20 protein-coding genes are annotated in these 14808 nt (G+C 68.8%); 19 read left to right on the plus strand and 1 reads right to left on the minus strand.

The features are described from left to right. The first annotated feature begins 13 nt into the window (after positions 1-13). The 17 genes from rplF (at position 14) to truA (ending at position 11226) form a co-directional block, all read left to right on the plus strand. Entirely contained in the window at positions 14-556 is a 543-nt protein-coding gene (rplF, locus tag IF46_RS0118460) for a 50S ribosomal protein L6 (RefSeq protein ID WP_030489593.1), read from the plus strand. Next, on the plus strand, positions 553-942 hold the full coding sequence (gene rplR / locus IF46_RS0118465) for a 50S ribosomal protein L18 (RefSeq protein WP_030489594.1): 390 nt from the start codon (positions 553-555) through the stop codon (positions 940-942). Before rplF ends, rplR begins: the two co-directional genes overlap by 4 nt. Before the next feature lie 33 nt (positions 943-975). After that, positions 976-1590: a 30S ribosomal protein S5 gene (rpsE, locus tag IF46_RS0118470; RefSeq protein ID WP_007465263.1), complete on the plus strand. Its 615-nt coding sequence runs from the start codon at positions 976-978 to the stop codon at positions 1588-1590. Then, positions 1590-1772, plus strand: a complete 183-nt coding sequence (gene rpmD, locus IF46_RS0118475; RefSeq protein ID WP_007465262.1) for a 50S ribosomal protein L30 — start codon at positions 1590-1592, stop codon at positions 1770-1772. The genes rpsE and rpmD overlap by 1 nt, the downstream gene beginning before the upstream one ends. Then, entirely contained in the window at positions 1772-2215 is a 444-nt protein-coding gene (gene rplO, locus IF46_RS0118480; protein ID WP_030489595.1) for a 50S ribosomal protein L15, read from the plus strand. The genes rpmD and rplO overlap by 1 nt, the downstream gene beginning before the upstream one ends. Positions 2216-2448: 233 nt before the next feature. Next, positions 2449-3777 carry a preprotein translocase subunit SecY gene (gene secY, locus IF46_RS0118485; protein ID WP_030489596.1) on the plus strand — a complete coding sequence of 443 codons (1329 nt, stop codon included), beginning with the start codon at positions 2449-2451 and terminating at the stop codon, positions 3775-3777. Next, positions 3778-4431, plus strand: coding sequence for an adenylate kinase (locus IF46_RS0118490; protein ID WP_030489597.1), 654 nt, complete (start codon positions 3778-3780; stop codon positions 4429-4431). An 88-nt stretch (positions 4432-4519) separates the two neighbouring features. Next, positions 4520-5371 carry a type I methionyl aminopeptidase gene (map, locus tag IF46_RS0118495; RefSeq protein WP_030489598.1) on the plus strand — a complete coding sequence of 284 codons (852 nt, stop codon included), beginning with the start codon at positions 4520-4522 and terminating at the stop codon, positions 5369-5371. 154 nt (positions 5372-5525) lie between these two features. Further along, on the plus strand, positions 5526-6059 hold the full coding sequence (locus IF46_RS0118500) for a DUF1707 SHOCT-like domain-containing protein (protein ID WP_036392516.1): 534 nt from the start codon (positions 5526-5528) through the stop codon (positions 6057-6059). Between the two features lie 347 nt (positions 6060-6406). Then, complete coding sequence (infA, locus tag IF46_RS0118505) at positions 6407-6628, plus strand: translation initiation factor IF-1 (RefSeq protein WP_007073013.1); 222 nt, start codon at positions 6407-6409, stop codon at positions 6626-6628. A 91-nt stretch (positions 6629-6719) separates the two neighbouring features. Beyond that, positions 6720-6833 carry a 50S ribosomal protein L36 gene (gene rpmJ / locus IF46_RS0118510; protein ID WP_012184307.1) on the plus strand — a complete coding sequence of 38 codons (114 nt, stop codon included), beginning with the start codon at positions 6720-6722 and terminating at the stop codon, positions 6831-6833. A 266-nt stretch (positions 6834-7099) separates the two neighbouring features. Further along, positions 7100-7480, plus strand: coding sequence for a 30S ribosomal protein S13 (gene rpsM / locus IF46_RS0118515; RefSeq protein WP_030329917.1), 381 nt, complete (start codon positions 7100-7102; stop codon positions 7478-7480). Between the two features lie 87 nt (positions 7481-7567). After that, positions 7568-7975 carry a 30S ribosomal protein S11 gene (gene rpsK, locus IF46_RS0118520; RefSeq protein WP_007073011.1) on the plus strand — a complete coding sequence of 136 codons (408 nt, stop codon included), beginning with the start codon at positions 7568-7570 and terminating at the stop codon, positions 7973-7975. Positions 7976-7988: 13 nt separating this feature from the next. Further along, the gene (rpsD, locus tag IF46_RS0118525) at positions 7989-8615 is read left to right on the plus strand and encodes a 30S ribosomal protein S4 (protein ID WP_030489600.1); all 627 of its coding nucleotides are present in this window, start codon (positions 7989-7991) and stop codon (positions 8613-8615) included. A 98-nt stretch (positions 8616-8713) separates the two neighbouring features. Further along, a complete protein-coding gene (locus tag IF46_RS0118530) occupies positions 8714-9736 on the plus strand; it encodes a DNA-directed RNA polymerase subunit alpha (protein WP_007465227.1) in 1023 nt (340 codons plus the stop codon). 34 nt (positions 9737-9770) lie between these two features. Next, on the plus strand, positions 9771-10328 hold the full coding sequence (rplQ, locus tag IF46_RS0118535) for a 50S ribosomal protein L17 (RefSeq protein ID WP_030489601.1): 558 nt from the start codon (positions 9771-9773) through the stop codon (positions 10326-10328). Between the two features lie 67 nt (positions 10329-10395). Further along, positions 10396-11226 carry a tRNA pseudouridine(38-40) synthase TruA gene (truA, locus tag IF46_RS0118540; protein ID WP_030489602.1) on the plus strand — a complete coding sequence of 277 codons (831 nt, stop codon included), beginning with the start codon at positions 10396-10398 and terminating at the stop codon, positions 11224-11226. 14 nt (positions 11227-11240) lie between these two features. Here truA and IF46_RS0118545 read toward each other — a convergent pair whose 3' ends face one another. Further along, positions 11241-12362 (minus strand): hypothetical protein, encoded by a 1122-nt coding sequence (locus tag IF46_RS0118545; RefSeq protein ID WP_036392487.1) that lies wholly within the window; start codon positions 12360-12362, stop codon positions 11241-11243. Between the two features lie 102 nt (positions 12363-12464). Between IF46_RS0118545 and IF46_RS0118550 the strand changes: the two genes are divergently transcribed. Together IF46_RS0118550 and IF46_RS0118555 are read left to right on the plus strand one after the other, a co-directional pair. Next, positions 12465-13070, plus strand: coding sequence for a class I SAM-dependent methyltransferase (locus IF46_RS0118550; RefSeq protein WP_030489604.1), 606 nt, complete (start codon positions 12465-12467; stop codon positions 13068-13070). A 41-nt stretch (positions 13071-13111) separates the two neighbouring features. Then, positions 13112-14791 carry an ABC-F family ATP-binding cassette domain-containing protein gene (locus tag IF46_RS0118555; RefSeq protein WP_030489605.1) on the plus strand — a complete coding sequence of 560 codons (1680 nt, stop codon included), beginning with the start codon at positions 13112-13114 and terminating at the stop codon, positions 14789-14791. Positions 14792-14808 lie beyond the last annotated feature (17 nt).

Here is a 14808-nt window from a genome sequence, read left to right on the forward strand (position 1 = left end):
GAGACAGGTAGAAATGTCGCGCATTGGACGTAAGTCGATCCCGGTACCAGCCGGCGTCGATATCACGATCGACGGGCAGACCGTCAAGGTCAAGGGCCCCAAGGGCCAGCTTGAGCACATCCTCGCCGAGCCGATCACGATCGAGCGGGCCGAGGATGGGCAGCTGAGCGTCAACCGGCCGAACGACGAGCGCAAGGCCAAGGAGCTCCACGGCCTGAGCCGTACGCTGGTTGCCAACATGATCGTCGGGGTCACCGAGGGCTATCGCAAGAGCCTGGAGATCGCCGGCACCGGTTACCGGGTCACCGCCAAGGGCTCGGACCTCGAGTTCGCGCTCGGGTTCTCGCACCCGGTGGTCGTCACCGCCCCGGCGGGCATCACCTTCACGGTGGAGCGGCCGACCCTGTTCCACGTGGCTGGCATCGACAAGCAGCAGGTCGGTGAGGTCGCCGCCAACATCCGGAAGATCCGCCCGCCGGAGCCCTACAAGGGCAAGGGCGTGAAGTACCAGGGCGAGGTCATCCGCCGCAAGGCTGGAAAGGCAGGTAAGAAGTGAGCGCCACGCTGCTCAAGCGCCGCCGCGGTGTCGCCGCCAAGCGCGCCGTCGGGCGTGCGCGTCGGCACTTCCGGGTCCGCAAGAACGTCAGCGGTACGGCCGAGCGTCCGCGCCTGGTCGTTACCCGCTCGCTGCGGCACATGGTCGCCCAGATCGTCGACGACACCAAGGGTCACACCCTGGCGTCGGCGTCGACCCTGGACGCCTCGCTGCGCGGTGCGGAGGGCGACAAGAGCGCCCTGGCTGGCAAGGTGGGCTCGCTGCTTGCCGAGCGGGCCAAGGCCGCCGGCGTCTCCAAGGTCGTCTTCGACCGCGGTGGCAACCGGTACGCGGGGCGAGTCGCCGCGCTTGCCGACGCCGCCCGCGAAGCCGGGCTCGAGTTCTAACAACCCCGTCACGAGAGAGAAGGAAGGCTGCTGATGCCAGGTCAACAGCGCCGTGGCGGCGGGTCCGGTGGCAACGAGGGTGGTCGCCGCGACAACCGCCGTGAGGGCGGCCGCGGAAACGCGCCCGTCGAGAAGACCCCGCACCTTGAGCGGGTCGTCGCGATCAACCGCGTCGCCAAGGTCGTGAAGGGTGGTCGTCGCTTCAGCTTCACCGCCCTGGTGATCGTGGGCGACGGCGACGGCACGGTCGGCGTGGGCTACGGAAAGGCCAAGGAGGTGCCCGCGGCCATCGCCAAGGGTGTCGAGGAGGCCAAGAAGCACTTCTTCAAGGTTCCGCGGATCGGTCAGTCGATCCCGCACCCGGTGACGGGTGAGGACGCTGCTGGTGTGGTGCTGCTCAAGCCGGCCTCGGCCGGTACGGGTGTCATCGCCGGTGGTCCGGTGCGTGCCGTGCTGGAGTGCGCTGGGATCCACGACGTGCTCTCCAAGAGCCTCGGTTCGTCGAACCCGATCAACATCGTGCACGCCACCGTGGCGGCCCTGAAGGGGCTTGAGTCCCCCGAGCAGGTCGCGGCGCGTCGCGGTCTGCCGGTGGAGGACGTCGCGCCGGCCGCCATGCTGGCGTCGCGTGCGGGGGTGGCGCGCTGATGGCACGCCTGAAGGTCACCCAGCTCCGGTCCGGTATCGGGACCAAGCACAACCAGCGTGAGTCGCTGCGTTCGCTCGGTCTCAAGCGGATCAACGACGTGGTGGTCAAGGAGGACCGGCCCGAGATCCGCGGCATGATCTTCACTGTGAGCCACCTCGTGAAGGTCGAGGAGGTCGAGTAATGACGATCAAGGTGCATCACCTGCGCCCGGCACCCGGTTCCAAGACCGCGAAGACCCGTGTGGGTCGCGGTGAGGGTTCCAAGGGCAAGACCGCTGGTCGCGGTACCAAGGGCTCCAAGGCCCGTAAGAACATCTCGGCGGCGTTCGAGGGTGGGCAGATGCCCATCCACATGCGCCTTCCGAAGATGAAGGGCTTCAAGAACAAGTTCAAGGTGGTCTTCCAGGTGGTCAACCTGGACCGACTCGCTGAGCTGTTCCCGAACGGTGGTCAGGTCGGCCCGCTGGAGCTGGTTGAGTCCGGCGCGGTCCGTAAGGGTCACCCGGTCAAGGTCCTCGGCACCGGGGACCTCGGCGGTGTGTCGCTCCAGGTGACCGCGCACGCGTTCAGTGCGTCGGCCAAGGAGAAGATCGCTGCCGCCGGTGGCTCTACCACCGAGCTGTAAGGCGTACTACCCATGGCGCCCGTCCAGTTGAGAGCAACTGGCGGGCGCCATGGTCTACCTGGGGCCTGAGCGCCCGGTAATATCGGAATCGATTTATGTAGTCGGGCGCATCTGCCCGGACCGGGGTGGGGCTGTTAGAGTCCCATCCCAGCCATGGATTGCGGGCACTCGCCCGTGATCCACCCCGACCCGCCAGGGATCACCGGCGGCCCGCCTCGCGCAGGAGGAAGAAGTTGCTGTCCGCCTTTCTCAGTGCGTTCCGTACGCCTGACCTGCGCAAGAAGCTGCTGTTCACAGTAGGCATCATCGCGGTCTACCGGCTGGGTGCAACGCTCCCCAGCCCAGGCGTCTCGTACGGCAACGTGCAGAAGTGCCTTGACACCATCCAGGGTGACACCACCGGGGTGGTGAACCTGCTCAACCTCTTCTCCGGCGGAGCGCTGCTACAGCTCTCGGTCTTCGCGCTGGGCATCATGCCCTACATCACCGCGTCGATCATCTTGCAGCTGCTGACCGTCGTGATCCCCCGCCTGGAGCAGCTCCGCAAGGAGGGCCAGGCCGGTCAGGCGAAGATCACCCAGTACACCCGCTACCTGACCCTCGGTCTCGGTGTGCTGCAGGCCTCGGCGTTCGTGGCGCTGGCCCGCTCGGGCCAGCTCTTCCAGAACCGCTGCGACCAGTTCCCGATCATCCCCGAGGGCACCGGCATCCCGGACTGGCTGACCCTGGCCATCCTGGTGATGACGATGACCGCCGGCACCGGCATGGTCATGTGGCTCGGTGAGCTGATCACCGACCGCGGCGTCGGCAACGGCATGTCCGTCCTGATCTTCACCTCGCTCGCGGCGCGGCTGCCCAGCGAGGGCTGGCAGATCAAGACCAGCAAGGGCTGGGACATGTTCGCCCTGGTCATCGTGCTGGTCTTGGTGGTCATCACCGCGGTCACCTTCATCGAGCAGGCGCAGCGCCGGATCCCGGTGCAGTACGCCAAGCGGATGATCGGCCGGCGGATGTACGGCGGCACCTCGACCTACATCCCGCTGAAGGTCAACCAGGCGGGTGTGATCCCGGTCATCTTCGGCTCGTCGCTGCTCTACCTGCCGCAGCTGGCGCTGCAGTTCTTCGACCAGACCGACCCGGGCAAGACGCAGGCGTGGATCCAGAACAACCTGGTCAACCCGAGTAGCCCGATCTACATCTCGGTCTACTTCCTGCTGATCATCTTCTTCACGTACTTCTACGTCTCGATCACGTTCAACCCGACCGAGGTCGCGGACAACATGAAGAAGTACGGCGGGTTCGTGCCGGGCATCCGCCCGGGCAAGCCGACCGCCGACTACCTGGACTTCATCCTCAGCCGGATCACCCTGCCGGGCGCGCTCTACCTCGGCGTCATCTCGATCCTGCCGAACTTCTTCTTCATCTGGCTGGACAACCAGCAGTACCAGAACTTCCCGTTCGGCGGCACCGCTGTGCTCATCATGGTCGGCGTCGGTCTGGAGACCGTGAAGCAGATCGAGAGCCAACTCATGCAGCGGAACTACGAAGGGTTCCTGCGGTAGATGAGACTCGTTCTGGTTGGCCCGCCGGGCGCGGGCAAGGGCACGCAGGCCGAGTTCATCGCCGCGCACCTCTCGGTGCCGAAGATTTCGACCGGGGATATCTTCCGGTCGAACGTCACCCAGGGCACGCCGCTCGGTGTCGAGGCGAAGCGGTACATGGACGCGGGCGAGCTGGTTCCGGACGAGGTCACCATCAACATGGTCCGGGACCGGCTGGCCGAGCCCGACGCCAGCGAGGGATTCCTGCTCGACGGCTTCCCGCGGACGACTCCGCAGGCGGCCGCTCTGGACAAGCTCCTCGCCGATCTGGGCACCGCCCTGGATCTGGTCCTGGAGCTGGTCGTGGACGACGACGAGGTCATCCGGCGGCTCTCCGGTCGGCGTACCTGCCGGGGCTGCGGCAAGATCTGGCACGTCGAGTTCGACGCCACCAGCCGGGACGGCATCTGTGACCGGTGCGGCGCCGAGCTGTTCCAGCGCGACGACGACAAGCCGGAGACGATCGCCACGCGGCTCCGTGAGTACAGCGAGAAGACCGCACCCCTGGTCGACTACTACGGCGCCCAGGGCAAGCTGGTCGGGATCGACGCCACCGGCCCGGTGGAGGACGTCACCACCCGGGCCATCGACGCGCTGCGGTCGTACGGCGGCTGAGGTCCTCTCCGGGCCACGGCGGATAGAGTGCGAACAGCGGGGTACGCATGACGTGCCCCGCTGTTCGGCAACGAAAGGTAATCGCTCCATGCGTCGTCACCAGCTGGACATCCAGCTGAAGACCCCTGACCAGATCGTGAAGATGCGGGCCGCCGGGCTGGTGGTGGCCGAGGCGCTGCGCCGGATGCGGGAGGCTGTCGCCCCCGGTGTGAGCACCGCCGATCTGGACGCCATCGCCGAGTCGACCATCCGCGAGGCGGGTGGCGTTCCGTCGTTCAAGGGCTACCACGGGTTTCCGGCGTCCATCTGCTCCTCGGTCAACGAGCAGATCGTGCACGCCATCCCGTCGCCGAAGCAGGTGCTTCAGGCCGGCGACCTGATCTCCATTGACTGCGGTGCGGTGCTGGACGGGTGGCACGGCGATTCCGCGATCACGGTCGGGGTCGGTGACGTGGACCCGGCGCTGCTGAAGATGGCCGAAGTCGCCGAGGACGCGATGTGGGCCGGCATCGCCGCCGCCGCGCGTGGCGCCGCCAGTGGCAAGGGCCGCCTCACCGACATCTCGCACGCCGTGGAGACCGCTGTCCGTAAGGGTGGCCGGTACGGCATCGTCGACGGCTACGGCGGGCACGGCATCGGCACCGAGATGCACCAGGACCCGCACGTGCTCAACCACGGTCGGCCGGGCAAGGGCCCGCGCCTGGTCCCCGGAATGGCGCTGGCCATCGAACCGATGATCACCATGGCGTCTCCACGTACCGCGGAGTTGGCCGACGGGTGGACGGTCGTCACCCGGGACGGCTCGGTGGCCGCGCACGTCGAGCACTCGATGGCGCTGCTGCCGGACGGGGTCTGGGTGCTCACCGCCTTCGATGGCGGCCGAGCCCGCCTAGGCGACCTGGTAACAGCCCGCCAACCCACCCCCACCAAAACCCCCTAACGCCCCACCCGGGTGCTCCCCGCCCGTCGATCATGAAGTTGTTGCGCCGACACGCCGGTGAGCGTGGCGATTACTTCATGATCAACCGATGTCGGGGGTCAGCCGGGACTGGCATGGCGGTGGCATGCTTGCCGGCATGGATGGGCGGGACGGGATGCGAGCGGCGGACGCGGACCGTGAAGCAGTGGCCGAGCGGTTGCGGGTCGCCCTCGACGAGGGCCGATTGGACCTGCACGAGTACGACGAGCGGTTGCAGCGGGCCTATGCCGCACGCACGTACGCCGACCTTGAGGCTCTGGTCACCGACTTGCCGCCGGTGACGCCGGCGCAGCGGTCGGGCCTGGTGCCGGCGACCGCGTCGACGGTCAGCCCGCTGGATGGCCAGCCCGTTGCGGCCCCCACCCGGGGCGTCACCGCCCGTTGGATGGCTGAGGTGTGGTTCCCGTACCTGCGGGTGATCGCCATCGTGGTGACCATCTGGGCGGTGACGTCGTTGCTCAGTCAGGATCTGCTCTACTTCTGGCCGGCCTGGGTAGCGGGGCCGTGGGGTGCGGTGCTGGTCGTCCGCACGATCACAGGGCTGGCCGGGGGAGAGCCCCGGCGCGAGGCGATCGAGCGGCAGCGCCGACGGCAGCGCAAGCAAGCAAAGCGCGCCGCCAAGTCCACCAAACCCCCCAAAGCACCCTAAGGCCCTAAACCCCCAGCCCCCACCCCCCACTCCGCCCGCGTCGATCATGAAGTTATTGCCAAGACACGCCGGGATCGGTGGCAATAACTTCATGATCAACCAGGGCTGGGGGTGGGTTTTGGGGGTGGTGGAGGGGTGTGGGGCGGCGCGGGGGGTGGGTGGTTTGGCGTGCGAGCGCAGGCCGGCGTACACTTTCAGATCGGCGCACAGCGTCCACTCCGGCATGCCCACCCTGCGCTTCGGTGGGAGCTGGAGCCGCGGCTGGCGCGGGCTTCTGATTCTGATCAGATTTCCGTGTAAGACGTTGTGGGCCGCCCGGAGCAATCGACGTCAGGACAGCGGAGGACATGCCGAAAAAAGACGGAGCCATTGAGATCGAGGGTCGGGTCATCGAGCCCCTGCCGAACGCCATGTTCCGGGTGGAGCTCGCGAACGGCCACAAGGTGTTGGCTCACATCAGCGGCAAGATGCGGCAGCACTACATCCGCATTCTTCCGGAGGACCGGGTCGTCGTCGAACTTTCGCCGTACGACCTGACCCGCGGGCGCATCGTCTACCGCTACAAGTAGTCCTGACGACGGCCGGGAAGTCCCGTGTCCGTCTTCGACGTCCGGCGTCGCGCACCGCGCGTCCCCGGGCCAGATGGGAAGTAAGGCAACCGTGAAGGTCAAGCCGAGCGTCAAGAGGATCTGCAACAAGTGCCGGGTTATCCGCCGGCACGGCCGGGTCATGGTCATCTGCACCGACCCGCGCCACAAGCAGCGCCAGGGCTGATTTAGTCCGTCCGGCCGGAGCACGGCCGGGTGGCGTTGGCCCAGGTAGATCCCCAGCGACACACACATCACACATGCTCGTCCCAGCCGCGAGCGGTACGCGAGACGTACCTCTGCGTGGCTGACCCCCGGTCGGAGGCCGGGGCCCGCTCGGGCAGCGACCGATCCCGGTCGCCGGCGCTCACCGCGTCGGAAAGACGGGACGGCCGGTAGCGGGGTGGGACGGGTCCACACCTCCGCCACACAACACGAGGAGTACGCCCGCACATGGCACGTCTAGTCGGCGTGGATCTCCCCCGCGAAAAGCGGTTGGAGATCGCGCTCACCTACATCTTCGGGGTCGGTCGCACCCGCGCCCTGGAGACGCTCGCTGCTACCGGCATCTCGCCGGACAAGCGCGCTCGGGACCTCACGGACGAGGAGCTCGTGCAGCTCCGCGACCACATCGAGGGCAACTACAAGGTTGAAGGCGACCTGCGCCGCGAGGTCGCCGCTGACATCCGCCGCAAGGTTGAGATCGGCTGCTACGCCGGCATCCGGCACCGCCGGGGCCTGCCCGTGCGTGGCCAGCGGACCAAGACCAATGCACGGACCCGCAAGGGCCCGAAGCGGACCGTCGCCGGCAAGAAGAAGCCCGGCAAGAAGTAGTTCTTAACCGGATGACCGGGTCGGCCGCCACCGAGGTGGGCCAGGCCGCAACCCAATCCGGAAAGTCAACTAGGAGCGCACAGACTTATGCCACCGAAGGCTCGTGCCGGAGCCGCTGTAAAGAAGGTCCGGCGCAAGGAACGCAAGAACGTCGCCCACGGGCAGGCGCACATCAAGAGCACGTTCAACAACACCATCGTGTCCATCACGGACCCGACCGGTGCGGTCATCTCCTGGGCCTCCGCCGGCCAGGTTGGCTTCAAGGGCTCCCGCAAGTCGACTCCGTTCGCCGCGCAGCTGGCCGCCGAGGCTGCCGCGCGTCGCGCCATGGAGCACGGCATGCGCAAGGTCGACGTGTTCGTCAAGGGCCCCGGCTCCGGCCGGGAGACCGCCATCCGTTCGCTGCAGGCCGTGGGCCTCGAGGTCGGGCAGATCTCCGACGTCACCCCGCAGCCGCACAACGGATGCCGTCCGCCGAAGCGTCGCCGGGTCTGAGAGGTAGAGAGAGATGGCTCGTTACACCGGTGCTGACTGCCGCCGTTGCCGGCGGGAGAAGATGAAGCTGTTCCTCAAGGGCAGCAAGTGCGATGGTCCGAAGTGCCCGTTCGAGTCCCGGCCGTTCCCGCCCGGGCAGCACGGCCGCGGCCGCACGAAGGAGACGGAGTACCTGCTCCAGCTCCGCGAGAAGCAGAAGGCCCGCCGGGTTTACGGCGTGCTGGAGAAGCAGTTCCGCGGTTACTACGAGGAAGCCGTTGGCAAGCAGGCGAAGACCGGTGAGGTCCTCCTGCAGATCCTCGAGTCGCGGCTGGACAACGTCGTTTACCGGGCCGGCTACGCCCACTCGCGGGACATGGCCCGCCAGCTGGTCAAGCACGGTCACTTCACGGTGAACGGCAAGAAGGTCGACATCCCGTCGTACCGCGTCAAGGAGCACGACATCATCGAGGTTCGGGGCAAGAGCAAGGAGCTCACCCCGTTCATCGTCGCGCAGGCTCAGGCCGGCTCGAAGACGGTTCCGGCGTGGCTTGAGGCCATCCCGAGCCAGATGAAGGTGCTCGTGCACTCCCTCCCGGCCCGGCAGGTCATTGACACGCAGGTCCAGGAGCAGCTGATCGTCGAGCTCTACTCCAAGTAGTCCGAGCTCGTTCGGTGGTCCGCCCTCCGGGGCGGGCCACCGGAACAGTTTGTGTCGTGGGCGTCAAATAGCGGGCGCCCCGGAAGAGAAGAGAAAAGATGCTCATCAGCCAGCGACCCTCCCTCTCCGAGGAGTCGATCAACGAGACCCGGTCGCGGTTCGCCATCGAGCCGCTGGAGCCGGGCTTCGGCTACACCCTGGGTAACTCGCTGCGGCGTACGCTGCTGTCGTCGATCCCGGGCGCGGCCGTCACCTCGATCAAGATCGACGGTGTGCTGCACGAGTTCACCACGATCCCCGGTGTCAAGGAGGACGTGGTCGAGCTCGTCATGAACATCAAGGAGCTGTGCGTCAGCTCCGAGCACGACGAGCCGGTCAGCATGTACCTGCGCAAGCAGGGCCCGGGCGACGTGACCGCGGGCGACATCCAGCCGCCGGCCGGCGTCTCGGTGCACAACCCGGATCTCAAGCTCGCCACCCTGAACGGCAAGGGCCGGCTCGACATGGAGCTGACCGTCGAGCGGGGCCGGGGCTACGTGACGGCGGCGCAGAACAAGCAGTCCGGCGCCGAGATCGGCCGGATCCCGGTCGACTCGATCTACTCGCCGGTGCTGAAGGTGACCTACCGTGTCGAGGCGACCCGTGTCGAGCAGCGCACCGACTTCGACCGGCTGATCATCGACGTCGAGACCAAGCCGTCGATGGGTCCGCGTACCGCGCTGGCCTCTGCCGGTTCGACGCTTGTGGAGCTGTTCGGGCTTGCCCGGGAGCTGGACGAGACCGCCGAGGGTATCGACATCGGGCCGTCCCCGCAGGACGCCCAGCTGGCGGCGGACCTCGCACTGCCGATCGAGGAGCTGGACCTCACCGTCCGCTCCTACAACTGCCTCAAGCGCGAGGGCATCAACTCCGTTGGTGAGCTCATCGGGCGTACCGAGGCCGACCTCCTCGACATTCGCAACTTCGGTCAGAAGTCGATCGACGAGGTCAAGATGAAGCTCGCCGGGATGGGTCTCGGGCTGAAGGACTCGGCTCCGAACTTCGACCCGGCGCACGTCGTGGACACCTTCGGCGAGGCTGACTACGACACCGATGACTACCGCGAGACCGAGCAGCTCTAGTCCGCGCTGCCGCCACAACTGAGGAGCACCAAAAATGCCCACGCCCACCAAGGGCCCCCGCCTCGGCGGCAGCCCCTCGCACGAGCGGCTGATGCTGGCCAACCTGGCGACCGCGCTGTTCCAGCACGGGAAGATCCAGACCACCGAGACGAAGGCCCGGCGGCTGCGCCCGCTGGCCGAGCAGCTCATCACCAAGGCCAAGCGCGGTGACCTCGCCTCGCGGCGTCGGGTGCTGGGTGTCGTCAAGGACAAGGACGTCGTCTACGCCCTGTTCGACCAGATCGCGCCCCGGTACTCCAACCGCCCCGGCGGTTACACCCGGATCGTGAAGACCGGTCCGCGCAAGGGTGACAACGCGCCGATGGCCATCATCGAGCTGGTGGAGGAGCTTCAGGTCGCCGAGCCGAAGGCGAACAAGAAGACCGCCGCCCGCAAGGCCGCGCAGCAGGACAAGGTCGAGGCGCTCGCCCCCGCCGAAGAGGCCCCGAAGTCGGCTCCGGTCGACCAGGACTCCGAGGCGCCGGTGTCGGCGTCCGGTGACACCGACGCCGCCCGCGAGGACAGCGACGAGGCCACCGAGAACAAGGCCTGATCAAGGGCAACGTCGGGCCCGGCACCCCATCGGGGTGCCGGGCCCGACCCGTAACAGGAGGTACGAGGTGGACGAGCGGATCCGGCTGCGGCTGGACGTCTCCTACGACGGCACCGACTTCTCCGGGTGGGCTGCCCAGCCGACTCGGCGCACCGTCGCGGGGGTGCTCGTCGAAACCCTGGACCTGGTCCTCGGCGCCGGTACGGCCACCGGGCTGACGGTGGCTGGGCGGACCGACGCGGGGGTGCACGCCACTGGGCAGGTGTGCCACCTGGACCTGCCCGTTGAGGTGTGGCAGGAGCACGAGGGGCGGCTGCTGCGTCGCCTGGCCCGTCTGCTCCCCACCGACGTGCGGGTGCGGGCGATGACCGAGGTGCCAGCCGACTTCGACGCCCGGTTCGCGGCCACCTTCCGACGTTACGAGTACCGGGTCACCGATGCGCCCTTCGGCGCGGAGCCGCTGCGCCGACACGAGGTGCTGGCCTGGCCGAAGCCGTTGGACCTGGCCGCGCTTAATGCCGCCGCGAACGGGCTGGTGGGGGAGCACGACTTCGCCGCGTACTGCCGGCGCAAGGAGCACGCGACCACGCTGCGCGAGGTGACCCGGCTGGACTGGCGTCGCGACCCGGACGGCATCCTGGTCGCCACCGTGCAGGCCGACGCGTTCTGTCAGGCGATGGTGCGCAGCCTGGTGGGGGCCATGCTGGTGGCCGGCGACGGCCGCCGCCCGGTCGAGTGGCCGGGCACCCTGCTTACCCAGCGGGAGCGGTCCAGCGAGGTGACCGTTGCCCCCGCGCATGGGCTGACCCTGGTCGCCGTCGGCTACCCGGCCGATCCGGCCGAGTACGCCCACCGCGCCACCCTCACCCGCCGGTTGCGGGTTCCGATCGAGGGCTGAGGGCCCCCCGGGGGTCAGTTGCCCGGCAGGTCGCCGTCGTCGGTGCCGCCCTGGGTCGCGCCGCTGCCCTTGGGTGCCGCGGTCGGCTGTGCGGCGGTGCCACCGTCGGCCCGGTTCTGCAGCACGCCCCGGCTGAGGTGCAGCTCGATCATGTCGAACAGGATCTCGCGGACCTTGGCGTCGGCTGCCTTGACCGCTGCGCCGTCCTTGCGGACCACCAGCGCGTACGCCAGGTAGTGGCCACGGACCTGCCAGCCCACCCGCGCCGGGGCGCTGGCCAGGACGTCGGTGCCGTCGCCTTCGTTGGCGGTCAGGCCGCGGAAGCGGCCCTGCCGCTCGTCGAGCAGTTGCCGTAGCCGGTCGCGGGTTCGTTCCGCGCTGACCTTGTCGGTGAGGTTGAACAGCCCGGCGGTGACCAGGTGGTTGCCGTCGGGCGTACTCAGTGTGGCCCGGACGACCTGGTTGCAGCCGAGCCGGACCAGCAGGTCGGCGACCTCGTCGGTGGCGGCCACGGCGCAACTGCCGCTGGACTGTGTCTTGAGCACCTGGTAGCCCGGCTGGCCGTCGGTGAGCTTGAGTTCCTTGTTGGGGAAGAGCTCCTTGGCGGTGAGCGGAGCCTGGTCGGTGTCGCGGGAGTCGAGGGTCAGCCGTTCCGGAGCGGCGGACGTCGGGGCGGCGTTCGGCTGGTACGTCGGGTTGCTCTGTGGCTGCTCGGTGCGGTCGTTGAGCAGCGCGGCGGCACCCAGGCCGCAGAGGGCGAGCAGCACCAGGACGGCTGCGCCGCCGATCAGCACCTGCCACAGGCGGCCGCCGCCGCGCCGGGCGGGCGGCTCCATCGGCGTCGCCGAGGTGTAGATCTGGCTGCGCGGTGGGGCGGGTGGAATGTCGGCACGAGTCGGCAGCGGGTGCGACGTCTCTGGGCGCGTCGCCGGCGGCTGCGACATTCCTGTTCGCGTCGCCGGCGGCTGCGACGATGGCAGCGAGAGCTGGTTCGGCCGGGGCAGCGACGGCGTGGGGAAGCGTGACGGAGAGGGCCCGGCCGGTGGGGGCGGACCGGCGCCGAGCACCGACAGGTCGGACCCGGGCTCCGGGTACTCCTCGAAAGCGTCCTCATCGGACTGGTACCGATACACCATGTCGCCCAGAGTAGGAGTCATTGTCCCTTTAGGGGGTAATTTCGGGTAAATGCGCGCGTGGGCCGTGCCAGGTCCGCCCGGGGCCGGTGCAAGAATTGCCGGGTGACCGGCGACCACTACTTCACCGCTCAGCCCACCAGCGACGCCCCGGCGCGCGAGGTCGAGTTCTCCGTCGCCGACCGCGACTACCGCCTCGCCTCGGCCGGCGGGGTCTTCTCCGCGAGCCGGCTCGACCCGGGCACCGCAGTGCTGCTGCGTAAGGCCGAGCTGCCCGCCGCGGACACCGGCGGCGATCTGCTCGACCTCGGCTGCGGGTTCGGGCCGATCACGTGCGTGCTGGCCGACCTTGCGCCCACGAGCACCATCTGGGCCGTCGACGTCAACGCCCGGGCTCGCGAGCTGACCGCCGCCAACGCGGCCCGGATCGGCGCTGGCGACCGGGTCCGGGTCAACGCGCCGGACGACGTGCCCGCAGACGTCAGCTTCGCCCAAATCTGGTCCAACCCACCCATCCGGATCGGTAAGGACGGGCTGCACGACCTACTGCTGCACTGGCTGCCCCGACTCGCGCCGGATGGCGTCGCCTGGTTGGTCATCGCCCGGCACCTCGGCGGCGACTCGCTGCAACGCTGGCTCACCGAGCAGAGCTGGCAGGTCGAGCGGTACGCCAGCCAAAAGGGCTTCCGGGTGCTGCGCGTCACCCGGTAATTGGATGTACCCCCCGCCCGTTGCTGGGGCAGGATCCCGGCGTGGGATACGTGGACGTGGCAGCGGTCGGGCACATTCTCCCCGACGGTCGGGAGCTCTTCGCCGACGTGTCGTTCCGGGTCGGGGAGGGCAGCAAGGTCGCCCTGGTCGGGCCGAACGGCGCGGGAAAGACGACGCTGCTGAGGATGGTCGCCGGTGACCTGCCGGTGCGCAGCGGCGTCGTCGCGCGGGCCGGCGGGCTGGGCGTGATGCGCCAGTTCATCGGCATGATCGGTGACGAGTCGACCCTCGCCGACCTGGCGTTGTCGCTGGCCCCGCCGGCGCTGCGCGACGCCGGCCGGCGGCTCGGCGAGACCGAGGCGGCCATGCGGGCGGCCGAGGCCCACGGCAAGTTCAGCAACGCCGCGGGCAAGGCGCAGCTGGCGTACGCCGATGCGCTCGGCGCCTGGGGCGAAGCCGGCGGGTACGACGCCGAGGTGCTCTTCGACACCGTCGCGACAATCGTGCTCGGTCAACCGTGGGACGCCGTACGGGACCGGCCGGTGCGTACCCTCTCCGGCGGTCAGCAGAAGCGCTTCGCCCTGGAGTTGCTGCTGCGCGGCCCGGACGAGGTGCTGCTGCTCGACGAACCGGACAACTTCCTCGACGTGCCCGGCAAACGCTGGCTGGAGGCACGACTGCGCGAGTCGACGAAGTCGGTGCTCTACGTCTCGCACGACCGTGAGTTGCTGGCCCAGAGCGCCGACCGGGTGGTCGCCGTCGAGGGCGGCAGCGCCTGGGTGCACCCGGGCGGCTTCGCCAGCTGGTACGAGGCGCGGGTGGCCCGGCACGCCCGCCTCGACGAGCTGCGCCGACGTTGGGACGAGGAGCACCAGAAGCTGCGTGACCTGGTGCTGATGTACAAGCAGAAGGCCGCGTACAACGACGGGTTGGCCTCGCGCTACCAGGCCGCGCAGACCCGGCTACGCAAGTTCGAGGAGGCCGGGCCGCCGCCCGTACCCCCGAAGGACCAGGACATCCGGATGCGGCTGGCCGGCGGGCGGACCGGCAAGCGCGCGGTCATCTGCGAGCAGCTGGAGCTCGACGGCCTGACCTTCCCCTTCGACCTGGAGATCTGGTACGGCGATCGGGTGGCGGTGCTCGGTGCCAACGGCACCGGCAAGTCGCACTTCCTGCGGTTGCTGGCCCGCGGCGGCACCGACCCCGACCCGGCGAACGGGCCGGTCGATGGGGCGGGAGCGCTCGCGCCGGTGGCGCACGACGGCATGGCCCGCCTCGGCGCCCGGGTCCGCCCCGGGCACTTCTCCCAGACCCACGACCGGCCGGAGCTGATGTCGAAGACGCTTGTCGAGATCCTCTGGCGCGGTGACGAGCACCGCACCGGGATGGATCGACACGCGGCGATGGGGGTGCTCAGTCGATACGAGTTGGCCGCGCAGGGCGACCAGCGCTTCGGCACGCTCTCCGGCGGGCAGCAAGCCCGGTTCCTGGTGCTGCTGCTGGAGCTGTCCGGGGCGACCCTGCTGCTGCTCGACGAGCCCACCGACAACCTCGACCTGGCCAGCGCGGAAGCGCTCGAAACGGGCCTGAACGCCTTCGAGGGGACGGTGATCGCGGTGACCCACGACCGCTGGTTCACCCGCTCCTTCGACAGGTTCGTGCTGTTCCGCGGCGACAACGAGGTGGTGGAGACCCCGCAACCGGTCTGGGACGTCGGGTGATCGGTCCCCGGCCGACG

Origin of the sequence: Micromonospora chokoriensis (genome assembly GCF_000718555.1) — a bacterium.
Lineage (GTDB): Bacteria > Actinomycetota > Actinomycetes > Mycobacteriales > Micromonosporaceae > Micromonospora > Micromonospora chokoriensis_B.